This is a genomic window from Paraburkholderia sp. BCC1876, assembly GCF_902833695.1.
GTDB lineage: Bacteria > Pseudomonadota > Gammaproteobacteria > Burkholderiales > Burkholderiaceae > Paraburkholderia.
The window spans coordinates 252,139-272,677 of the sequence record NZ_CADFGI010000010.1 but is presented as its reverse complement, the minus strand read 5'-3'; the positions used below and the strand labels follow the sequence as shown (position 1 = coordinate 272,677).

Genomic DNA, 20,539 nt, shown 5'->3' with positions numbered 1-20,539 from the left:
AGTGGGAGGTGCGGTCATGAACGGCAATCGTGGGACGATTCCAGTGAGTTTCTTCGGCATCGCGGTGGGCGCGCTGGCGCTAGCCAATTTGTGGCGTGTGGCGATCAAGGTGTGGCACCTGCCCACCGAAATGGGACCGTTGGTGACGGTCGCGGCGCTGGCCGTCTGGGTGGTCCTGTTGGCGGCGTACGGACATAAGTGGCTGACGAATGCCGACGAAGCACGTGCCGAAATGCAACACCCGGTGCAATCGTCGTTCGCGGCGCTGGTGCCGGTATCGAGCCTGCTGGCCGCGCAACTGTTGCAGCCGTATGCGCATACGCTGGCGCTCGGTTTATTCGGCGTGGCGATGGTCGTGCAACTGACCCTCGGCGTGTATCTGCATGGACGGCTCTGGCAAGGCGGCCGTAAGCCTGAACTGAGCACGCCGGCCATGTACCTGCCGAGCGTCGCATCGAGCTTCGTTGCGAGTACGGCGGCCGCGTCGTTCGGTTTTCATCAGCTCGGCGTGCTGTTTTTCGGTGCCGGCCTGTTTTCATGGCTCGCCATTGAATCGATGCTGCTGCACCGCGCCTCCGTGCTCGAACCGCTGCCGGCAGCTTTGCGCCCGGTGCTCGGCATTCAACTCGCACCGCCGGTTGTCGGTGGCGCAGCGTACCTGAGCCTGACCAGCGGCGCGCCCGATCTGTTCGCGCTGATGTTGCTCGGTTATGGCGTCTACCAGGCTGTGATGTTGCTGCGCCTGCTGCCGTGGATTCGCCAGCAACCCTTCGCCCCCAGCTATTGGGCCTTCAGCTTCGGCGTGGCCGCCTTGCCGACGATGGCTGCCCGGATGGTCGAACGCGGTGTGACGGGTCCGATCGAATGGGCTGCGCCGATTCTGTTTATCGCCGCGAACGTGATTGTCGGCATTCTGGCGGTGGAGACGGTGAGCTTGCTGGTGCGAGGCAAGCTGATTCCGCCGGCTGCGACACCGGCTCGGTTGGCAACGCAAATGCCGGTCGGCTCGCGTATCGCACGGACCCACTAGGCAGCTCTTCGAGCGAGGCGCGTTAGGCGCCTCGCTCAAACGCATCAGCACGCAACACACGCAGCGCCCCTCGCTTCAATCCCGTGCTTTATCCATCCGTGTCCGCTCAAACGGACTGCACCACCAACGCCCCAACCTCCGCGATGGCCGCATTGCAGCGCGCCGCGTCACCATTCGTTCCGGTCAGATAGACGGCCACCAGCACCGGCCCGCGCCCGGGTGGCCACAGAATCGCGATGTCGTTGGCCGTGCCGTGATCGCCGGTGCCGGTCTTATCGCCGACGCCCCACTCCTGCGGCAGCTTCGCGCGAATCCGCGCGCCGCCGGTTTCATTCGCCACCAGCCATGCAAGTAGTTGCGCTCGAGAGGACGAAGACAAATGCTCGCCGAGCACCAGCTCGCGCAAATTGCCGAGCATCGCATTCGGCGTGGTGGTATCCCGCGGATCGCCGGGAATCGCTTCGTTCAGCATCGGCTCGATCCGATCCAGACGCGTGATGCCGTCGCCGAGATCCCGCGCAAATGCGGTCAATCCGGCGGGACCGCCGAAGGTGGCCAGCAACAGATTGGCCGCCGTGTTGTCGCTCAGCGTGATGGCCGCCTTGCACAATTCGGCGATGCTCATGCCCGTGTCGCCGGTTCGCTCTCGCGTATGCCGGCTCGTGGCCGGCGAGTTCGGCACCAGATCGCGCTGCGAGAAAACGACGCGGCGCGCCAGATCCTCCTGACCGCGATCCACGCGCGTCAGCACCGCGCCCGCCGCCAGCACCTTGAACGTGCTGCACATCGGAAAACGCTCGTCGGTACGCAGGCCGGCGTGCAAACCCGAGGTCGTATCGACGATCGATACACCGAGCCGCCCACCGCTTTCCGCCTCGATCTGCGCAAGCCGCCGACGGATCGTTTCCGCTTTCGCCAATTCCAGTCCCGCCGCAGCCTTGCCTGTTTTCGGCACCGCCTTGCCGAACGCGCCCACGCTGCCAACCGCAACCCCAGCTATCGACACACCCAGCACTGCGCCCGCGAATTTCCGTCTCGTGATCATTGCCGCTCCTTGTGTGAAGCCGCCACTATCGGTTTTCCGCCGCGCGCTGACAAACGATGATAAGTTAGACGACTCCCAAGAAAATCTTATGCCTTCGTCATGCGACCTTATCTGCCACTGAACGCGCTGCGGGCCTTCGAATCGTCGGCCCGGCATTTGAGTTTCACGCGCGCGGCACTCGAATTGAACGTGACCCAGGCGGCCGTCAGCCAGCAGGTCAGAACGCTGGAAGAGCGTCTGGGCAGCGCCCTGTTCAAGCGCCTGCCGCGCGGCCTTGCCATGACCGACGAAGGCCTTGCGCTGCGCCCGGTCCTGACCGACGCGTTCGATCGCATCGAAGCGGTGCTCAAGCAGTTCGAAGGCGGCCACTTCCACGAAGTGTTGACGGTCGGCGTAGTGGGCACGTTCGCGGTCGGCTGGCTGATGCCGCGCCTCAAATCGTTCCGCGACGCGCATCCGTTTGTCGAACTGCGGCTGCAGACGAACAACAATCTGGTCGATCTCGCCACCGAAGGCCTCGACTTCGCGATCCGCTTCGGCGACGGCACGTGGCCCGGTTCGCTCGCCACGCGCCTGCTCGATGCGCCGCTGTCGCTGCTGTGCGCGCCCGAGATCGCCGCGCGTCTGTCGAAGCCGGCCGATCTCGTCGACGAAACCTTGCTGCGTTCCTATCGCACCGACGACTGGATGAACTGGTTCAACGCGGCCGGCATTCCGCCGCGGCCAGTACGCGGGCCGGTGTTCGATTCATCGCGACTGATGGTGGAAGCGGCCATGCAGGGCGCGGGTATTGCGCTCGCGCCCGCGCTGATGTTCGGTCACGAGATCAAAACGGGCCGCCTGGTGCGGCCGTTCGATGTCGACGTTCATGCGGGCAGCTATTGGCTGACCTGTCTGAAGGGCAAACCCATGACGCCGGCCATGCTGCTGTTCAGCCAGTGGATCATCAAGGAAGCGGCGGCCCAACCGCGTCACTAGGAAAGCACCGCGCGGCGATGGCCGTTCATGGCCGGCCGCTCGACTTGCGGCGGGAACACGTTCCACGAGCCGTCGTCGTGGCGAAAGAAGAAGATCGACAGCAAGCCGCCTGGCCGCAATGCTTCCACGCAGACGTAGCGCTGATGCGAAGCGCGGTGGCAAAACTGCACGACGCGGGCGGGCATCGACGGGGTCGGGGCGAGCCATTTGTCGACGGCCCAGTGCAAGGTCTTTTCTGCGGCAACCATGATGCTCTCCTTGAATCGTTCAACGCTCGAAGCTTGAATTCAGTGCGATCCGCTTACGCCAGTTGCGCGCCGAGTTGAGCACCGGTTTGAACACCCCGGCTGCCACTTTCGACAAAAGCCTTCACGAGGCACACCAGCGTCTGCATGCCGGCACGCGGATGACGCAAGCAGCAATGCACCTGTTCGCTGCGGCTTTCGCCGAGCAGGCACCATGCGCAGAAGTGCTCGCAATTGTTGGTCAGAAGCCGATAGCGGTTTTCACCGAGACGGGAACGTGCGCGGCTCACGGCTTCGTCGCCGACGTAGCGGGCGGACGGAGTCGCGCGAACCGTCAGCGGATGGCCGGCGGCGAAGCGCTCGATTTCCACTTCTTCCACCGGACCGCGATGCGTCGAACTCGCGAAGCCCGCGTAATGCACCACGCGGCCGTTGCCGACATAGATGCCGTGGTGTTCGTAACCGCGGCGTTGCGTGACGAGGTGCGCGCCGATCGGCAGGTCGATGGTGGACACTGCGTCGCTGGCTGCGCGGTTCGTCGGGAGAAGGTTTGTGTTCATGGCTGGCCTCGCATCAATTTCCAACACTGTTGCGAGAGCTTTTGCATGATCCGGGCCATGCGCGGGGAAGCCTTTGTTTAAAGGCCCTGGCGCTATACCCATGGCGATTCGGCGGGGCGATGTGTGGGTGCCGAGCCAACAGAATTTGATGCGGAATGTTGGTGCGTGTCGTTCTGTTGCGGACACGTTACGGGGTTACAGCGCGGACACTGGCGAGGTCTTATCCGTCGTTTCGATGTGTTGGGTCCCACACCGTTTCGCAGCCGCGCTTGTTGGTTGACAGCCGACCTCTAACGCCGCGCACGCCGCCTTGCAGCGCGGCCGTCCGCGCGCAATCGACCAGCCATCAACACGTTGCGGACACAACGTCGAACGCCGCCTTCTATTGGCATAACCCTTGCAATATCGAAGTCAAATCCTAGCTAACAACGCGCCTTGCGCACGCGGCCAACCGGAGAACGACATGGCTTCCATCACAGTGAACGACCTCACGCTCAACCTCGCGCTCGACCGTAAAGCGATGGCGGCGATCCGCGGCGGCGGCGGTGCGCCGTGGGTATATGGCTGGATTCAACCCTATGTGCGGGAAACGCCGAGCATTGGTCCGGTCGTCAACCTGTACGAGGTGTCGAACAACTTCTATGCTAACCAGATGATCAACCAGTTCCAGTCGGTCGACGTCCACAATACCGGCGCGAATTCGAACATCAACGTTTCCCCCGACGCACGCAGCAGAAACGATACGGTGTAGCCGTTGTGACCTGTGCCAGCCCCTTTCGCTGGACGTCGTCCGCGCGTTCCGACGCCGGACGCGTCCGCGAGATCAACGAAGATGCCTGCCTCGACCAGCCCGAACTCGGACGCTGGGCCGTCGCCGACGGCATGGGCGGGCACGCGGTCGGCGATCTGGCGAGCCGCCTGGTGATCGACACGCTGAGCCGGCTCGCGTCGCCCGTCAGCATGAAGACGTGTGTCGCCGACGCGCGTGCGCGCCTACAGGCCGCGAACCGTCAACTCAGGGACGAAGCCGCGCGCCGCCAGGTGCAGCGTATCGGCAGCACGGTCGTCGTGATGATTGCGTGCGACCGCTTCTGCGCCTACGTGTGGGCGGGAGACAGCCGCTTATATCTGGCGCGCGAAGGCAGCCTGCGGCAACTCACGCGCGATCATAGTCAGGTGGAACAACTCAAGTCGCTCGGCGTGATTACCGAAGAAGAGGCGCGCCATCATCCCGCGCAGCACATGATCACGCGCGCGGTCGGCGCCACCGATTCGCTCGAACTCGACGACGATGCGATTGAGGTCGCCGACGGTGACGTCTTTCTGCTGTGCAGCGATGGCCTCAGCAATGAGGTCGCCGATGACGAAATACTCACCGTGCTAACTACGGCTTCAGGTGACACGGCGTCGGAGGAACTGATCGCGCTGGCGCTGGCGCGCGGCGGCCGCGACAACATTACCGCCGTGGTGGTGCGCGCGGAAGATCCTTATGCATCGGATAAGACCCTGCTGAATCCGGCGCCTTAGCAGCACGTTAGCGGCACCTTAGGCGCAGCGCGCTCATGCGTCGCTGTCTTCCTCATCGTGATCGTCGTTTTTATTCGCGGCCGCCGCATTCCGATTGCGAAAATCCTTTGAATGCAGCCCGTGTTTTTTCAGCAGCATCTGCAAATGCGAGCGGTTCATGTCGATACGCCGCGCCAGTTCCGCCACCGTGCCGCTTACTTCGCGCAGGCCTCGTTCGAGAAAAGCCTTTTCGGCGTCGTCGCTGGCGGCACGCTTGGCGTCGCTCAATGACATCAGATTCGCCACGCTGATCGGTTCCTGGCCGTTTGCACCCGCCGCATTCGCCAAGGCCGCAACCGACCCCGGTGCCGCCGGTCGCATATCGACCGGCAGGTGATCGATATCCGCCATCTCGCCGGCGAGACACGACAACCGGTACATCACGTTGCGCAACTCGCGGATATTCCCCGGGTACGCGTAATTGAGCAGAAAGTCCCGCAAACGCGGGGTCAATCTGATCGGCCTGCGTTTCAACGAGCCCGCCGCTTCATCGCCGAACCATGCGATCAGCAACGGTATTTCGTCGCGACGTTCGCGCAACGGCGGCAGCGTGACGTGAATCACGCTCAGCCGGTAAAACAGATCCTCGCGAAACCGGCCCTCTTCGCTGAGTTGCCGCAGATTACGATTGGTGGCCGCGACAATCCGGGTATCCACCGCGATCGTTTCGTCGGAGCCTACCCGTTGAATCTCGTGTGCTTCGAGCACACGCAGCAGCTTCACCTGCCCCGCCAGCGGCAACTCGCCAATTTCATCGAGAAAGATCGTGCCGGTATGCGCGCTTTCGAATTTCCCTTTGCGGTCATTCGAGGCCCCGGTAAACGCGCCCTTCCGATGCCCGAACAATTCCGATTCCAGCAGGTTGTCCGGAATCGCGCCGCAGTTCACCGAAATAAACGGTTTGTCCGACCGCGAACCGTTCGCGTGGACCACTTTCGCCATCAGCTCTTTGCCAGTGCCGCTTTCGCCGTCGATCAGAACCGGCAGATCGGTCGGCGCAGCTTTCTCCGCGATTTCGAGCGATTCGAGCAGGCGCGGATTGTCGCCGAACGTGCCTTCGAAAATAAAACTGCGCTCCAGCAGCGCTTTTCTGCGCGCACCGCGAGAGAGTTCGACACGCTCCTGCGGTTCGGCGGCCACGGCCGCCTGCACGAAACGCTCCTTGTGCGAGAGTTGCATCACCTCGTCGCGCAACGACGTGGCTTGCCGCAGGAGCTTGTCGATATCGCCACGTTCCAGCCGCGACGACCAGCGCAGCGTGGAACGCAAGATCTCGATCCGTTCCAGCAGCCCGGCATAAGAAATCGCCGGGCTCGCCTCCTCAATCTGGTCGAGTATTTTCATCATCACGCGCTCAGTTGCTTCTGGACCAGTTGGTAATACATGCCACCGCGCGCGATCAGTTCGTCGTGACGACCCTGTTCGACAATCGCCCCTTCGTACAGCACGATAATCTTGTCCGCGCGCATGATCGTGCTGAGCCGATGCGCAATGATCACCGCCGTTCGGCCCTTCAGAATGTCGTGCATATTGCCGAGGATATTGCTTTCCGACTGCGAATCCAGCGCCGAGGTGGCCTCGTCGAAAACCAGCAGACGCGGATCGTGATACAGCGCGCGCGCAATGCACAGCCGCTGGATCTGCCCGCCGGAGAGTCCAATGCCCCGCTCGCCGACAATCTGCTCATAGCCGAGCGGCATCTTGCTGATAAAGGCGTGCGCGTCGGCCATTTTCGCGACTTCTTCAATGCGGCGCCGCTCGGGCGCGTCGTCACCGCTCGCGATGTTCTCCGCAATCGTGCCGGAGAACAGCAGATTGCTCTGCATCACATAACCGATCTGCGCGCGGTAATAGGCTTTGTCTACCACACCGAGATCGTAGCCGTCGATCGTCATCTTGCCTTCGCTCGGCGTGTAGAAGCCGACCAGTAACTTGGCCAGGGTCGTTTTGCCGGAACCGCTGCGCCCGACGATCGCCACCAGCTCACCGGGTTTGATGTCGAAGCTGATGTTTTCGAGCACGTACGACGAATCGTTGTCGCCGTAACGGAAATAGACGCCGCTCAGGCTAATTTCGCCCTGCAATTCTGGCAGCATCACGCGTGACGGCAAATCCTGCGGCTTCTGCTCGGGCTCGATGTCGAGCACGTCGCCGAGGCGCTCCATCGCCACGCCCGCATCGTTCAACATGCTCCACAAGCCGACCAGGCCCATCAACGGACCGAGCACGCTGCCCATGAACGCATTGAAGGCGATCAACTGACCGATCGTCATCTCACGCGCCAGCACCAGGTTTGCACCGACCCACAGAATAGCGATCGTCGTCGCCGCATTCAGCAATTGACTGCCAAGGCCGACGAGAATATTGAATGCGTGCGCGCGGTACTGCACTTCAAGCGCCTTCGCGTACTTCTTCTCCCAGCGCAATCGCACCGGCCGCTCGATCCCCATGCCCTTGATGGTTTCCACACCCGCGAGCGCTTCCATCAGAAACGACTTCGACTCGGTTGAAGCGGTGAACACCTCGCGCGCGTAGCTTTTAATTTTTGGCGTGGCAATCGCAGTCAAGGCCATAATCGGAATCACGAACGCGATCAGCACCAGCGTCATCTTCACGTTGTAGACGAACATGATCGTGAAGTAGATGAACACCATCAGCAGGTTCAGCGCAGTGGTCACCGTGGACTCGGTGAGGAACGCGCGGATCGTCTGGTTTTCCTGGAAGCGCGCAAAAATATCGCCGGTCTTGCGCTTGGCGAAAAACGAAAACGGCAACGAGAGCGTGTGCTTGAAGAACTGCGACATCATCGCGAAGTCCATGTTGCGTACCATGAAGTTCGCGAGATAGGCGCGAATCGACGACATCAATTGCGAAAATACGTTGGCGATAATCAAGCCGCCAATCAGCAGATGCAGCAGGCTGACGTTTTGATGCACGATCACGCCGTCGAGAATGTTCTGGATAATCAGCGGAGGAATCACGCCCAATACCTGGATCACGAAGGTGGCGAGAAACAGGTGGCCGAGAATCTTCTTGTACGGCGTGAGGTAGCCGACAAAGCGAATCCACGGCGAACGCGCGGCCGACATTTGCAATAGATGCGGGCCACCCGTAAATAGCAGACACGTACCGCTCCAGCCGCGCTCGAAATCTTCGACGCTCATCTTTCTGAACCCGACCGCTGGGTCCGCCACCCACACGTAGTCTTTGGAGAGTCCATAGACCACGACGTAGTGATAGCCCTCCCAATGCACGATGAACGGCAGATCGAAGCCGCGCAGCGAGTCGAACGTGCACTGCACGCCACGCGCGGTGAAACCGAGCGATTCACCGGCGCGCGCCAGACTGTCGAGTGTCGCGCCCTGGGTCGTGACGTTGGCCAGCTCGCGCAACTTGCCGAGCGTCATGGGAATGCTGTAGTGGCGACATACCATTGCGAGGCACGCGGCGCCGCAATCCATCTCTTCGGCCTGCTCGACCAGCGCGAAGCGTTTGATCACCTTTTCGCCGAACTCCGGTTTGCTTTGCAAGTCGAGCATCAACGGTAACTTGCGCCGCTGTTCGAGGCGCTTTTGCCGTTGCAATTCGCGGTCGCCGTAGCGAATCCGCTCGTCGAGTACTTCGCGGAGTTTGGGGTTGCGCTCCAGGATGAAATGGACGGTGCGCTCGGGAATCACCAGCAGGCGTGTATCGGTCACCGCCACGGCCGAGGCCATCTGTTCCTGGCGCATCAAACAGGCTTTTTCGCCGAATATTTCCCCTTCGCCGAGCGTGGCGAGCGTGTAGTCGTGGCCCTCTTCCTGCCGGACAATGCGCACTTCACCTTGCCGCACCACGTAGAGCCGCCGGTCGTCGCGGCCCTCCTGCCTGAAGATTTCCTTGCCTGCCGCCACACGTTTTACGCCGACGCTACGCACGTATTCCTCAAGTTCCGCCTTGTTCAGTTTGCCGCGCAGATCGAACAACTGCGCGACGAAGCCGCCCGCCGAACTGATCGCCACGTAACTGGCCACGAAGGCCAACGCGGCCTGGTTGCCGGTGATAACCAGTTCGATCGCCTCGCGCGGAATGAACAGCAACTCGGTTTTCGCCGACGCCCGCACCGACGCTTCGTGGGCATAGGCGCGCAGCATCGCGATGTCGGCGAAGATCTCGCCCGATTTGCGCACGCCGATGCTGGTTTCCTTGCCGTGTTCCTCGGTGAAGAGCCGCACCGTGCCGGAGCGCACCACGTACAGACCGTCGGCTGTCTCCCCCGCAGAGCAGACGGTTTCGCCGAACGAATAGAACCGTGCCTGCGCGTAATCGGCAAGACGCTCGATCTCATCGCGTGAAAACGGCGACAGAATTTCCACCGAGGCGAGAAACTCGGCGGCTGAGGGCGCGGTCTGAGGGGCGTCCATGGGCTTGCGGACCTCCGTTCGGCGTGGCGGTTGCGGATCGGTTAGCGCGCTTCGATGACGTGCTCCTGCGCGCGCGCGATCAGCCAGCTTTCGCGCAACAGGCGCCGGACTTCGGCGGCCACGTCGTCATCGAGCGCGGCCGGATATTTGGCCGTCACCGCGAAAATCTCGAAACACGAGCGATCCGCCGACGGAAACGGTCCAAGCAGATCGCCCACCGCCGCGTTGAAGATCTTGGCTTCAATGTCCGCCTTCAGCGATCCACGCAGCACCTTGCCGATCACACCGCCCGCCTCGCGCGTATCCGCAATGGAATGCTCGCGCGCCATGTCGGCAAAGCTGTCGGGATCGTCGTGCAGATACGAGATCATTTCCTTCGCCTTGCCCTCGCTGTCCAGCACGATGTGGCTCACCTCGATCGCGTCGAACTTCGGCGAATTCAGCGCGAAATAGTCTTTGATTGCTGTGTCGTTGCCGACCTCGTCGAGCATCTTCTCCTGATACAGCCCGTCGGTAATGAAGGCCTCGAATTCGTCGAGACCAACATGGAGTGCATCGAGGTATTGATTCATATCCGTCGCGCGGTGCAATCCCCGCACGCGGCGGAACTGATCGGCGCGCTGCTGGATTTCGTCGGCGCTGACCGTCAAGCCTTGCTTCCTCGCCGCATGCACCGTGAGCTTGTCGCGCACAATCTGCTCGATCAGGCTCTCGAACTGGCCGGTCAGTTTCAGAAGACGAATGAACTCGGCCACATCCACGACTTCATCATCGATACGCACTATCGCGGTCATGTCATCCGCTCCTTTTATGGACGTGTGATTCGCGTGTTCAACCCGCCACCTCGCGGAACGGATCGAGACCCAGATCGATCAGGCGCCGCTCGCGCACCACGATTTCCGCACTCGCCGTCATGCCATAACGCAACGGATAGCGGGTGTCGGCAATCTGGTAGTAGTTTCGGTCGAGCGTGACGCGGCCCTCGTACACCGGTTGCTTGTCCTGCTGCGACGGTTTGGTCGCCGGCGAGATATAGGCGAGCGTGCCGCTGATCAGCCCATAGCGCTGATAAGGAAACGCGTTGAATTTCAGTTTGACCGGCAGGCCTTCGTGCAGAAAAGCACGATCGTGTTCGGCGATCTCGATCTTCAGCGCGGGCCGCGCATCTTTCGGTGCAATGCCGCCGAGCGGCGCGTTCGCCTGGATCTTGTCGCCGCGCTGGGTCGACGTGACGTCGGTGATAACACCCGAAACCGGCGCGAGGATCAGCAGAAAATTATCTTTGTCGATGTTCTCGAAGCGGATTCGCGCCGCCGCTTCGGCGACCAATCGCGCACTCTGCAGTTGCAGGCGCGCCTTGTCTTCGGCGTCGGTGATATCGCGGACCGCCGAGTCGTATTGCAGTTGCAGATCCGTGGTCTGCTGTCCGCTCGTTTCGAGTTGCGCATTCGCCTGCGCGTATTCGTGGCTCAGGCGGAAATCCAGTTCCGCGAGTTTCGATTGGGCGACCCGGTAGGCGTTGTCCGCCTCCAGCGCGGCGGTGCGCTTCTGTTCGACCTGCAATTCGGCAATGCCGCCACCACCTGGTTGCGCGAACAACTGTGAATAGCGGTCCAGTTCCTGGCGCGCCGCTTCTCGCGTGCGGCGTGCGTTATCGAGCACGCTGCGCGCTTCGTCGAGTTCGGCTTTCTGCCCTTCGGCAAGCTTGGTGGTGCCTTCGGAAACACGGTTTTCGTGCAGGCGTGCTTCCACTTCCATTTGCGCCTTCAGCGCGGCGGCTTTGCGTTCCATCAGCGCTTTCTTCTCGGGAAACTGTTTCCAGTCGCGCTCGGCGTCTTCGAGCTTGAGTTGCGCTTGCAGTGCGTTGCTGGCCGCTTCGATCGCGCCGCGTGCATTCAGCCGCGCCAACACGTCGCCCTTCGATACCGGCTGCCCTTCGGCGATATACAGGTCGGCGAGTTCGCCGTCGATCGGCGCATAAATGCGGCGCACGTCCGACTCCGGCGACAAGGTGCCTTGTGCGCTGACAATCACGTCCGCGCGGCCCACGAACGACCACAGCAGGCCGACCACCACCAGCGCGACCATCGCCCAGATCAGCGCGCGCGCGAGCCGCACCGGCTCGGCGGTCAGGATCGCGATGCCCTCGACGCTGTGATCCTCCAGCGCCTCGGACAGCGGCCTAGGGTGATGGTCGCGTTTCACTCTGCTCGTCTCCGATCAACGCCAACTTGGCCTTCAGCAGTCCCGGATCCAGCACCATGCGCAATTCCGTCAGCGAGCGACGCTGCAAATCAGCTTCGGCGTCGATGTCGGCAAGCAGCCGGTCGAAGTCGGCGGGATGGTCGGCCTTCAACTGCGTAAAGATCCGCATGCCCTGCTGCGCCGCGGTCTGCGCGTCGGACAGCAAGCGCGCCTCGCTGCGAAAGCCCGGCGAAATTCCCGCTTCTAGCCGTTGCGTGCCGCCGATCGGCCCACTCGCGCGATATTGTTTCCACAGGCTCTGCGCGCGCAGCAGCAGATCTTGCGCACGCGCCAGCGCTTTATCGTGCAGCGCGGCCACGTCTTTCTGGATCGACTGCGCGAACCACACATCCGTGACCGGATCGAGGCTCGCGTAGAACGACAGCAAACGCTCGTCGTAATCCTTGCCGCCGCGCGTTTTCTGTAGATCGCTGAATTGATCGAGCAAGGCCTTCTTATGCGTCTGCTCCGCTGCGAGCACGTCGGACCACGGTCCCGCCGGCATCGCGGCCAAACCCGCCAGCGCCTGCTGGGCGTCGCCGCGCTGCCACGCTGCCGTCACGGCGGACTGCTGCTGAATGACATCCTGCGAAGGCAGGCGGCTCGCCGCCAACTGCTGAAACTGCGCCTGAAACGGCGGTGTGCTGAAACGCGTGGTTTTCAGCATGGCGAGCAACGGCGCCAATTGCCGGCTAAGCGCGGCATTCAATAGCGCCGTGTATTGCCGCAAATCGTCGCGCACCCGATCCAGGCCCGCGAGACGCGGATAGCGCTGCGCGTAATCGTCGAGCACGGCGGGCAAGGCGTCGGGTTTGTCGCGCGCCAGCTCGGTGCGGATCGTTCCATTCAGACGGTCGATGGCGGCCACGTACACCGAGTCGTCGCTCTCCAGTTTGCGCAGATGGCTGAGCGCCTGCGCATACGGCTCCGCGAACACCGGCACGTACGATGCGATGCGGTCGAGCGCGCGCTGATGACTTTTGGCGTCGTCGTCCCAGCGTTGCAGCAAACCGTTGATGGTGGTCTCGTCCGCGTACATGCGAATCGGCGCTTCCACGCCGCCGCGCACCGCGACGAAACGCTCCAGATCGCCGACCCATTGCAATTCGCCGATCAGCGACATCGCGTCCGCATTGTTCGCGCTCAATGAGCGCATCTCGTTGAGCAGCGTGTCGGCCTGATCGAACTGCACTTTTTGCAGCGTATTCAGCCAGTCGGGGAGACGCGCTTTCAGCAACGCCTCGCTGGCCAGCGCGCTGACTTTCGTATCGGCGGGATGATCCGCGAGGTAGCCTTTCGCGGCCGTGACTGCGCTGTTGTAATCGCCACTCGCCAGCAGGTCCTTCAATTCGCGCTCGGACGAGCCGCGCAGGTAGAGCGTCGACACGAGTGCAATCAGCACGACGAGGCCGGCGCCGCCCCACATGGCGATTCGCCGCACGCTCGTGCGATCGCCACCAGCGAACGTCTTGCTGAGTTCTCCCGCCACGAGGCGCCAACGATGCGTGCGGCCCTGTGTGGCGCTCTTATTGTTGGCACCGTTCGAACCGCGCGCGTCGGCGGCATGGGTCGCACCGTTTGCACCGTTCGCGCCATTTGTCGCATTGGCGCCGTTCACATGCTCCGCGATGCGCGCGTCACTCAGGCCGTTCCCCGCTCGCGCCGCCGAGCCGGTCGCGTCGCGCTTGCTCGGTCCCGACCACGGTTGGGCGGCCTGATTGACTTCGTCCTCGCGTTGCCGCGCCGGATCGACGCAAAAGATATCGAGGAACGAATTCGCCGCGCCGACAAAGGTGGTCTTGTCGGTATCGGCGGCTTCGTCGGCGGTGGGATGGAATACGAGTTGGGTCACGGTGGGCTCGACTTCAGGGGGCTTCTGCAGCGTCACCCTGTAGACGAAGTGATCGCCCCCAAATGCAACCAGGTTGCCATCCGCCAGCGGCAGCGCCGATTCGTCCAGGCGTTTTCCGCCAACGAATGTGCCATTCGTGCTGCCGAGATCTTCGACGTAGAACTCGCCGCCCTTCAGGAAAATATGCGCATGACGCCGTGAGATGTAATTGACCTGATGCGGGTAGCGTTCCTTGTAGCGCGAGAAAACCTCGTCGGCTTTGCTGATGAGAAAAGGGAAGGCCTGCACTTCAATCGGCTGCAGGCCGAGGTCGTCGCGCTGCGGCACCAGCAGCAAGGCCGACACGGGCGACGAGCCGGCTCCCGCCACGATTCGCGCGCGCGGCTCGATACTCACCCGGTAACAGAGCTCGCCGCCGAAGCACAACTCGTCGCCGGCGCGCACGCGGGCCGGCGTTTGCCGCACCGCCACGCCGTTCACGGTCGTGCCGTTCTTGCTCTCGAGATCGGCGACATAGAGCGCGCCCTGCTCCGTGAAAACGCGTGCGTGCCGGCGCGACAGACGCGCGATCCGCTCGGCGGGGTAATCGGTGAACGGCGCCTCGCTGCGGCCGATCGCGAACAGGTTGTCGACGATCCGGATCGCGTCGAGCGCGGGGCGCTGCGCGGACGCAACGGGAGACAGCACCACGTCGAAGGCAGTGCCCGCTGTCACGCGCATCTCAGCAATCGGAGCTTCGCCGGTGGCCATTTTATCTGGATCACTAAGCGTTTACCCGTTGCGAAAAACACGCAACGAAAACGGCACGAAGAACTGCAGCGAAATGAGGTTGTTCGAGCGAGCCGCGCGAAAGCCGGCTCCTTAAGGATTGTAAGTCACGCATGGCAAGTGTCAATTTCCGGATGGTCGGTGATGAAGGCAATCGGCGCGTCATCCGCAGCCGAAATACCCGCGCTGCGCGCCACGTTGCGGTTTAGCTCAATGTTCTCTCAGTGTTCCTTTACTTCGGCCTGCACGTCGACGCTCGGCCAACCGCCGCCGAGCGCTTTGTAGAGGAGCACGGTGTCGGACAAAATCAATTGATGGTTGGCGAGTAAAGACTGTTGCGCATCCAGCAGCGTGCGTTCGGTTTCGAAAACCTCCAGCTGAGACACCACACCAAGGCGCAATTGCGACTGAATCTGATCCGCGACGATCTGTAAGCGGTCCACCTGCTGCTGCAACTCCACACGCTGCTGCTTGTGCGAATTGAGATTGACCAGCGCGTTCTCCACTTCCTCGAACGCGCCCATCACAGCCACGCGATATTGCTGTTCGGCAACTGTCGATTGCGCTTTGGTGACTTTCACATGCGCGCGCACGCCGGGATCGAGCAGCGGAATGTTGATGCTCGGCATGAAGCCGTAGGTGAACGATTTCAGCAAGTCGGTCAGCGCGAAGCTGGCCGTGCCGCCGTGCCCGGTGAGGCTGATGGTGGGCAATTGCGCGAGCTTCGCCTGGCCGACCAGGTCGTACGCTTCGAGCACTCTGAATTCCGCGGCCACCACGTCGGGACGCCGTGCGAGCAATTGCGCGGGCAGGCCGTCGGGAACGGCCGGCAATTGCACGCGTTGCTGCAAATGGCCTTTAGGCAGTTGAAATTCGCCCGCCGGCACGCCGATCAGCGTACACAGCGCGTTATTGGCGATATCGCGCGAGCGGCGCAGTTCAAGCAACTGGTTCGTCAGGCGATTGATTTCTGCCTGCTGCCGCAGCACCTGAGTTTGCGGCACGATGCCGTTGCGGCGCTGGCCTTCGTAGATCGAGAGAATCAGTTTGTTGGTGACGAGGGTTTTTTGCTGCTGCTCGATCTGGTCGTCGAATTGCAGAATCTGAAAGTACGTGCTGGAAACGTTCGATACCAATTCCAGATAGCCCGCGCGCCAATCCGCTTCACTGGCGTGGAATTCGGCCTTCTGCGCCTGAACGCCTTTTTCGACTTTGCCCCAGATATCGATGTCCCAGTTCACCTGAGTCGCGAGGTTGTACTGCTTCGAGAACGTCTGGCCGGTGGTCTTTTCGAAGTCCGCGCCGGCGCCGAGATCCATGGTCGGCAAACCGCCCGCTTTGGCTTCGCCGATCTGTGTGCCGGCGACGTCGATCCGCGCGGCCAGCACCTTGATATCGAAGTTGCCGGCAATCGCTTTCGCGATCAACGTGTCCAGATACGGATCGCGGAAGCCCTTCCACCAGTCAGGTTCGATCGTCGCGGCGGCCGATACCGGCGCACCCTTCTGGTCCGACCATGCGGTTTTTGCGGGGGTTTCGGGACGCTGGTAAGCGGGCATGCTGACGTCGATACACGCGCCCAGCGAGAGCGCGCAGAGCGTCGCGGCGCAGACAGTACGCAGAGTGTGCGCCGAGGCTTTACAGAAGCGCTGACGGACCGGGAAATCGAGCAACGCTGACACGATGGTCTCCGATGACACCCATTTCGCTGCATGAGCAAAACGCACCTTGTCGATCGGCCACCTCGTGTGCGACTTCAGCATTGAAGCTTGAAGCGGTGCTGGGAGTCGGGCGATGGCGTGGGAGCGTTGGGGGCGTGAAAAGAACGATTGATTGCGAAATCTTTTTGAGGAGCGAACCGCGGAAGCCGTTGTGGCCTCCGCGGTTTTCAACGCCGGTCAGACGTTGATGTTGTTGCTCGCGGTCACATGCGGGTTGATCGTGGTCGTGACGCCGGCCACGAAAGCCGCGTTGTTGCCGTTGGCGTTCTGGATGCTCATCGACGTATTGATCAACTGGGTCGCGTCGACGGTCTTGCTGTTATTGGGCGCGTACACCGGCGCAAAGCTGAAGTACGACGAAGACGGGAAGCCGTAGCCGCCGCGCACGGCGCTCATTGCCTTGCTGTCGAGTTGGGCGGTGATGGACAGGTCTTTGATGGTCAGCGTGTTCATGGTAAATCTCCTGGAAGGGAAGCTGCACAGTCTTGCGGTTGGGTTCGAGCATCTTGTCTGCTCGAGTGTCACTAACGCATGGGCTGTGCCAGTTTCGCTTCACGCTCCTAAATAAATCGCCGAACCGCTGTGGATAAAGGGCTGCGGGGAGTCGTCCCGTTACTCGGCAAATCACGGCAGAGAAACCGCGCGCCACGAGTGGTGGCTCGCAGCCAACAACCGGTGTGATGCTGTTGGTTGCGGCGTGACACCGAGTCGCGCAGACGAAAATCGCTCGACGTCATCGCGCGATCACCGTGATCTTCTTCGAGTACACCGGCGGATTGTGCGGCACATGCATGTCGTCGCCCATCAGCAATTGCAGCGTGTGTTTACCCGGTGGCAACTGAATCATGGTTTCCGTTTCACCCGCACCGAAGTGCAGATGATTGCGGTCCGACGGAATTTCCTGATCCATCGGCGGCAGGTCGGTGTCGATCAGCAAATGATGGTGGCCGGTATTCGGAAACTTGACGCCCTTCGGCGCCACGCCCATGTAGCGCAAGCCGAACCACACGCGGAACGGTTTATTGGCCGCGACCACCTGGCCATCGTTCGGATAGCCGATGTAGGCATAAGCGCCGGCCGGCGCCGGTGTCGTCCCGGCGGTGGCGGGAATCGACGAAATCAAAGCCGCCGACGCCATGAGCGCCGCGACCGCGATGATCTTGAACATGAAGGTCTCTCCGTCCTGACGGGCCCGCGTGGAAGCAGCGGGCAGCGCTAGTCTTTTTGCACGGTGATGGTGATCTTTTTCGAGTACACGGGTGGGACATGCGGCACGTGATTGTGATCGCCGAGAATGAGTTGCAACGTGTGCTTGCCCGGCGGCAACTCGATGCGCGCGTCGGTTTCGCCCGCGCCGAAGTGCAGATGATTGCGATCCGACGGAATTTCCTGGTCGAGCGGCGGCAGATCGGTATCGATCAGCAAATGGTGATGGCCGGTGTTCGGAAACACGACGCCTTTCGGACACACGCCCATATTGCGCAGCCCCATGCGGACCCACAGCTTGCCGCCGTGAATCACGGCGCCGTCGGGAGGCCAGATGATGTACTCCTCGGCGCCCGGTGGCGAAGGAGTTTGCGCGGCCGCCATGGCCGCGCGTGACGCGACGCAACCGAGTGCCGCAGCGAGAATCGCGCACAAAGCGGTACGACGCGTGGCGAAATGCGCCGCCGCGTCATGCTGCTTGCCGGGATCGACGTGGGTGTGAGTTCTTCGCATAGCGCACTCTCCCGAAGAGGGTCATGGCCATCTCGGCCGCGCAAGGCAGACCGAGTGTTCCAGCCGAATTTCGCGGGCGCTCGCTCGATGGGTCGGCCGCCTAGTTAAAACGACCGTACCGCGTTACTTTGTGAATTAGCTTAGGACGTAACTTGCCAAAAAGATACGCCACACTCGTTAACCGTATAGCGCAATGAGGAGAAGCAGACCCTGGTGACGCGCAAAGCGCGTGCTATCGTTATTAACAGGTTGCAGATGGATGGTCGATAGCGGCATCGATACCTTGTCCGATGTACTCCGGCGATTGCGGCGTGCGTCGCGGTCCTCGAATGCCTATGTTCTGTCCGGATCAAACAGGATGTGAAGATGTGGCGAATATTCCTGCTGGTATGCATGGCCGGGGCCATTCAGGCGCATTCGGATAATGCTCGCGCCGCGACGCAACGCGACGGCGCGAGTGACACGACGACGAATACCGCCGCTGGTTTTCATGGCGCGATTTCGCCATTCACGCTGCGACGGGATGATTCGGATTCACCGCGTATTGCGCTTGTGATTGGCAATGGCGCCTATGGGCATCAGCCAGGTGCGAAAGCGGATGCTGATGCGGTCCGCGATAATGCGCCGCGCGATGCTAAAGCCATGCGTGACAGCCTTCGCGCGCTCGGCTTTGACGTTATCCTGCGGACGAATGCGTCGCCGTCGCAAATGCGGCAGGCTATTGCGCAATTTCATCGGCGATTGCAAGCGGGGGGTGTCGGGCTCTTCTATTTTGCCGGACACGGTATGCAAATCGGTGGGCAAACGCTGCTGGTTCCTGCCGGCCTCGATTTAGGCACGCCGGCCGAATTAGTGCGTAACGGCCTCGACCTGAATACGGTGGTGCAGGCAATGGCTTTTCCGCGAAACGGCCCGTTCAATCTCGTGATCCTCGATACGTGTCTGAACAATCCGTTCTCGGCAAGCACCCACGTTTCGACACTCAAGCTTCCGGCGAATACTGTAGTTGCGTACGCAACGGCGCCCGGCGGGTTTGCCGCGGACAGCACGCAGCACGGCGTTTATACAAACGAATGGCTACATGCACTTCACGATGCGCCATCGGACTCTCTGACGACGCTGCTGCGGCGCGTCGCGAGTCGTGTTGCTAGCGCGACCGGCGGCGAGCAAACGCCGTGGATTGCATCGGCGCTTCCGCACGAGTTCAACTACGCCGATGCCGTTGACTCTTCCGCGCGCTACGTTGCCGACAACCGCGTCGTCGACCTGCACAGCCGGGGCATTCTTCCGAAAGATAGCAGCGAACAGTACGAGATCACCTTCTGGAATTCGATCAAGGACAGCAACTACCCCGGTGATTACGAAGCGTATTTGAAGGCCTATCCGAACGGCCGCTTCGCCACGCTTGCCCATGCGCGTATCGACCGCTTGCGTGCCGCGTCGGCGGCGAGTGCGCCGACGTCGGCTGCGGCGCCCACCACCGCACCGATAGCCGCACCGCAAGCCGTAAAGCCGGCCGCACCAGCCACGCCGGTCGCTGCTCCCGCACAGGAGCATCCGCGGCCTGCTCCCACACCGGGCACAGCGGCCGCCCCGCCCGCTGTGCCCGTCGCGTCAAAGCCCGCGACCCATCCCCCCAGCGCCGGTGAAAGCCGCGACTGTGCCACCTGTCCGATCATGATTCCCGTACCGGCCGGCGCATTCGCAATGGGCAGCAATACCGACGACCCCTCCGAGAAACCCGTCCACCATGTGACGATCGGCGCGCCGTTCGCGATCGGCAAATTCCCGGTGACGGTCGACCAGTGGAACGCGTGCGTCGCCGCCAATGCGTGTCAGAAACTCACGCCGGAGAACAACCCGAACAAAGCCGCGCCCGCGCGCGATCTGAGTTGGGACGACGCGCAGCAATACGTGAAGTGGCTCAGCAAAATCACCGGCAAGCCCTACCGCTTACCCACCGAAGCCGAGTGGGAATACGCGGACCGCGCCGGCACGGCCACGAAGTACTGGTGGGGCGATCAGATGCACAAGGGCAACGCCAATTGCAAAGACTGCGGCGATCCCTGGCACAAGGAAGGCCCTGAGGCCGCCGGTTCATTCGCGCCGAACCCGCTCGGCCTGTACGACATGAACGGCGGCGTCTGGGAGTGGACGGCCGACTGCTGGCACAACAGCTACCAGGGCGCGCCTCTCGACGGTCATGGGTGGGATAGCCCCGGCTGCGATATGCGGGTAATTCGCGGCGGCTCATGGCGCGAAGGCGGCGACTACATGCTCAGCGCGACGCGCTTCAAGTACAGCTCGGGCGTACGGCAATCGCAAGACGGTCTGCGGGTGGTCAAAGATCTCAAGTGATTCGATCGAGCGGTTCGTGGGCTCTGCTCGCCGGAACCGCTCCTTCGCCG

17 protein-coding genes are annotated in these 20,539 nt (G+C 62.0%); 5 read left to right on the top strand and 12 right to left on the bottom strand.

The features are described 5' to 3' along the window. Positions 1-16: 16 nt before the first annotated feature. Positions 17-1,030, top strand: a complete 1,014-nt coding sequence (tehA, locus tag HWY05_RS30260; RefSeq protein ID WP_176060617.1) for a dicarboxylate transporter/tellurite-resistance protein TehA — start codon at positions 17-19, stop codon at positions 1,028-1,030. Positions 1,031-1,136: 106 nt separating this feature from the next. Here tehA and bla read toward each other — a convergent pair whose 3' ends face one another. Continuing rightward, entirely contained in the window at positions 1,137-2,075 is a 939-nt protein-coding gene (gene bla, locus HWY05_RS30255) for a class A beta-lactamase (protein WP_035559779.1), read from the bottom strand. Between the two features lie 99 nt (positions 2,076-2,174). On the opposite strand from bla, the gene HWY05_RS30250 reads away from it, so the two are divergent. After that, complete coding sequence (locus HWY05_RS30250; protein WP_176060616.1) at positions 2,175-3,053, top strand: LysR family transcriptional regulator; 879 nt, start codon at positions 2,175-2,177, stop codon at positions 3,051-3,053. Here the strand turns inward: HWY05_RS30250 and HWY05_RS30245 are convergent. Continuing rightward, positions 3,050-3,301: a hypothetical protein gene (locus tag HWY05_RS30245; protein ID WP_176060615.1), complete on the bottom strand. Its 252-nt coding sequence runs from the start codon at positions 3,299-3,301 to the stop codon at positions 3,050-3,052. The genes HWY05_RS30250 and HWY05_RS30245 overlap by 4 nt on opposite strands. 53 nt (positions 3,302-3,354) lie before the next feature. Continuing rightward, the gene (locus HWY05_RS30240) at positions 3,355-3,858 is read right to left on the bottom strand and encodes a lecithin retinol acyltransferase family protein (protein ID WP_176060614.1); all 504 of its coding nucleotides are present in this window, start codon (positions 3,856-3,858) and stop codon (positions 3,355-3,357) included. Between the two features lie 463 nt (positions 3,859-4,321). Here HWY05_RS30240 and HWY05_RS30235 point away from each other — a divergent pair, with 463 nt between their 5' ends. After that, a complete protein-coding gene (locus HWY05_RS30235; protein ID WP_035559792.1) occupies positions 4,322-4,609 on the top strand; it encodes a hypothetical protein in 288 nt (95 codons plus the stop codon). A 5-nt stretch (positions 4,610-4,614) separates the two neighbouring features. Further along, entirely contained in the window at positions 4,615-5,385 is a 771-nt protein-coding gene (locus HWY05_RS30230; RefSeq protein WP_176060613.1) for a protein phosphatase 2C domain-containing protein, read from the top strand. A 33-nt stretch (positions 5,386-5,418) separates the two neighbouring features. On the opposite strand, the gene HWY05_RS30225 is transcribed toward HWY05_RS30230, so the two are convergent. From HWY05_RS30225 to HWY05_RS30185, 9 genes are all read right to left on the bottom strand, one after another. After that, positions 5,419-6,771 (bottom strand): sigma 54-interacting transcriptional regulator, encoded by a 1,353-nt coding sequence (locus tag HWY05_RS30225; RefSeq protein ID WP_176060612.1) that lies wholly within the window; start codon positions 6,769-6,771, stop codon positions 5,419-5,421. Continuing rightward, positions 6,771-9,827 carry a peptidase domain-containing ABC transporter gene (locus HWY05_RS30220; RefSeq protein WP_176060611.1) on the bottom strand — a complete coding sequence of 1,019 codons (3,057 nt, stop codon included), beginning with the start codon at positions 9,825-9,827 and terminating at the stop codon, positions 6,771-6,773. Before HWY05_RS30220 ends, HWY05_RS30225 begins: the two co-directional genes overlap by 1 nt. Before the next feature lie 41 nt (positions 9,828-9,868). Next, positions 9,869-10,621 (bottom strand): peptidylprolyl isomerase, encoded by a 753-nt coding sequence (locus tag HWY05_RS30215; RefSeq protein WP_176060610.1) that lies wholly within the window; start codon positions 10,619-10,621, stop codon positions 9,869-9,871. Positions 10,622-10,658: 37 nt separating this feature from the next. Further along, entirely contained in the window at positions 10,659-12,032 is a 1,374-nt protein-coding gene (locus HWY05_RS30210) for an HlyD family efflux transporter periplasmic adaptor subunit (protein WP_176060609.1), read from the bottom strand. Further along, complete coding sequence (locus HWY05_RS30205; RefSeq protein WP_176060608.1) at positions 12,010-14,673, bottom strand: FHA domain-containing protein; 2,664 nt, start codon at positions 14,671-14,673, stop codon at positions 12,010-12,012. The genes HWY05_RS30210 and HWY05_RS30205 overlap by 23 nt, the downstream gene beginning before the upstream one ends. Before the next feature lie 239 nt (positions 14,674-14,912). After that, entirely contained in the window at positions 14,913-16,454 is a 1,542-nt protein-coding gene (locus tag HWY05_RS30200; protein WP_244146735.1) for an efflux transporter outer membrane subunit, read from the bottom strand. Between the two features lie 135 nt (positions 16,455-16,589). Continuing rightward, a complete protein-coding gene (locus HWY05_RS30195; protein ID WP_035559819.1) occupies positions 16,590-16,865 on the bottom strand; it encodes a hypothetical protein in 276 nt (91 codons plus the stop codon). Positions 16,866-17,145: 280 nt separating this feature from the next. Beyond that, positions 17,146-17,580 (bottom strand): DUF4399 domain-containing protein, encoded by a 435-nt coding sequence (locus HWY05_RS30190; protein WP_035559822.1) that lies wholly within the window; start codon positions 17,578-17,580, stop codon positions 17,146-17,148. 47 nt (positions 17,581-17,627) lie between these two features. Further along, positions 17,628-18,002 (bottom strand): DUF4399 domain-containing protein, encoded by a 375-nt coding sequence (locus HWY05_RS30185; RefSeq protein ID WP_231585161.1) that lies wholly within the window; start codon positions 18,000-18,002, stop codon positions 17,628-17,630. Between the two features lie 495 nt (positions 18,003-18,497). Here HWY05_RS30185 and HWY05_RS30180 point away from each other — a divergent pair, with 495 nt between their 5' ends. Beyond that, positions 18,498-20,489: an SUMF1/EgtB/PvdO family nonheme iron enzyme gene (locus HWY05_RS30180; protein WP_176060607.1), complete on the top strand. Its 1,992-nt coding sequence runs from the start codon at positions 18,498-18,500 to the stop codon at positions 20,487-20,489. The last annotated feature ends 50 nt before the right edge of the window (positions 20,490-20,539 follow it).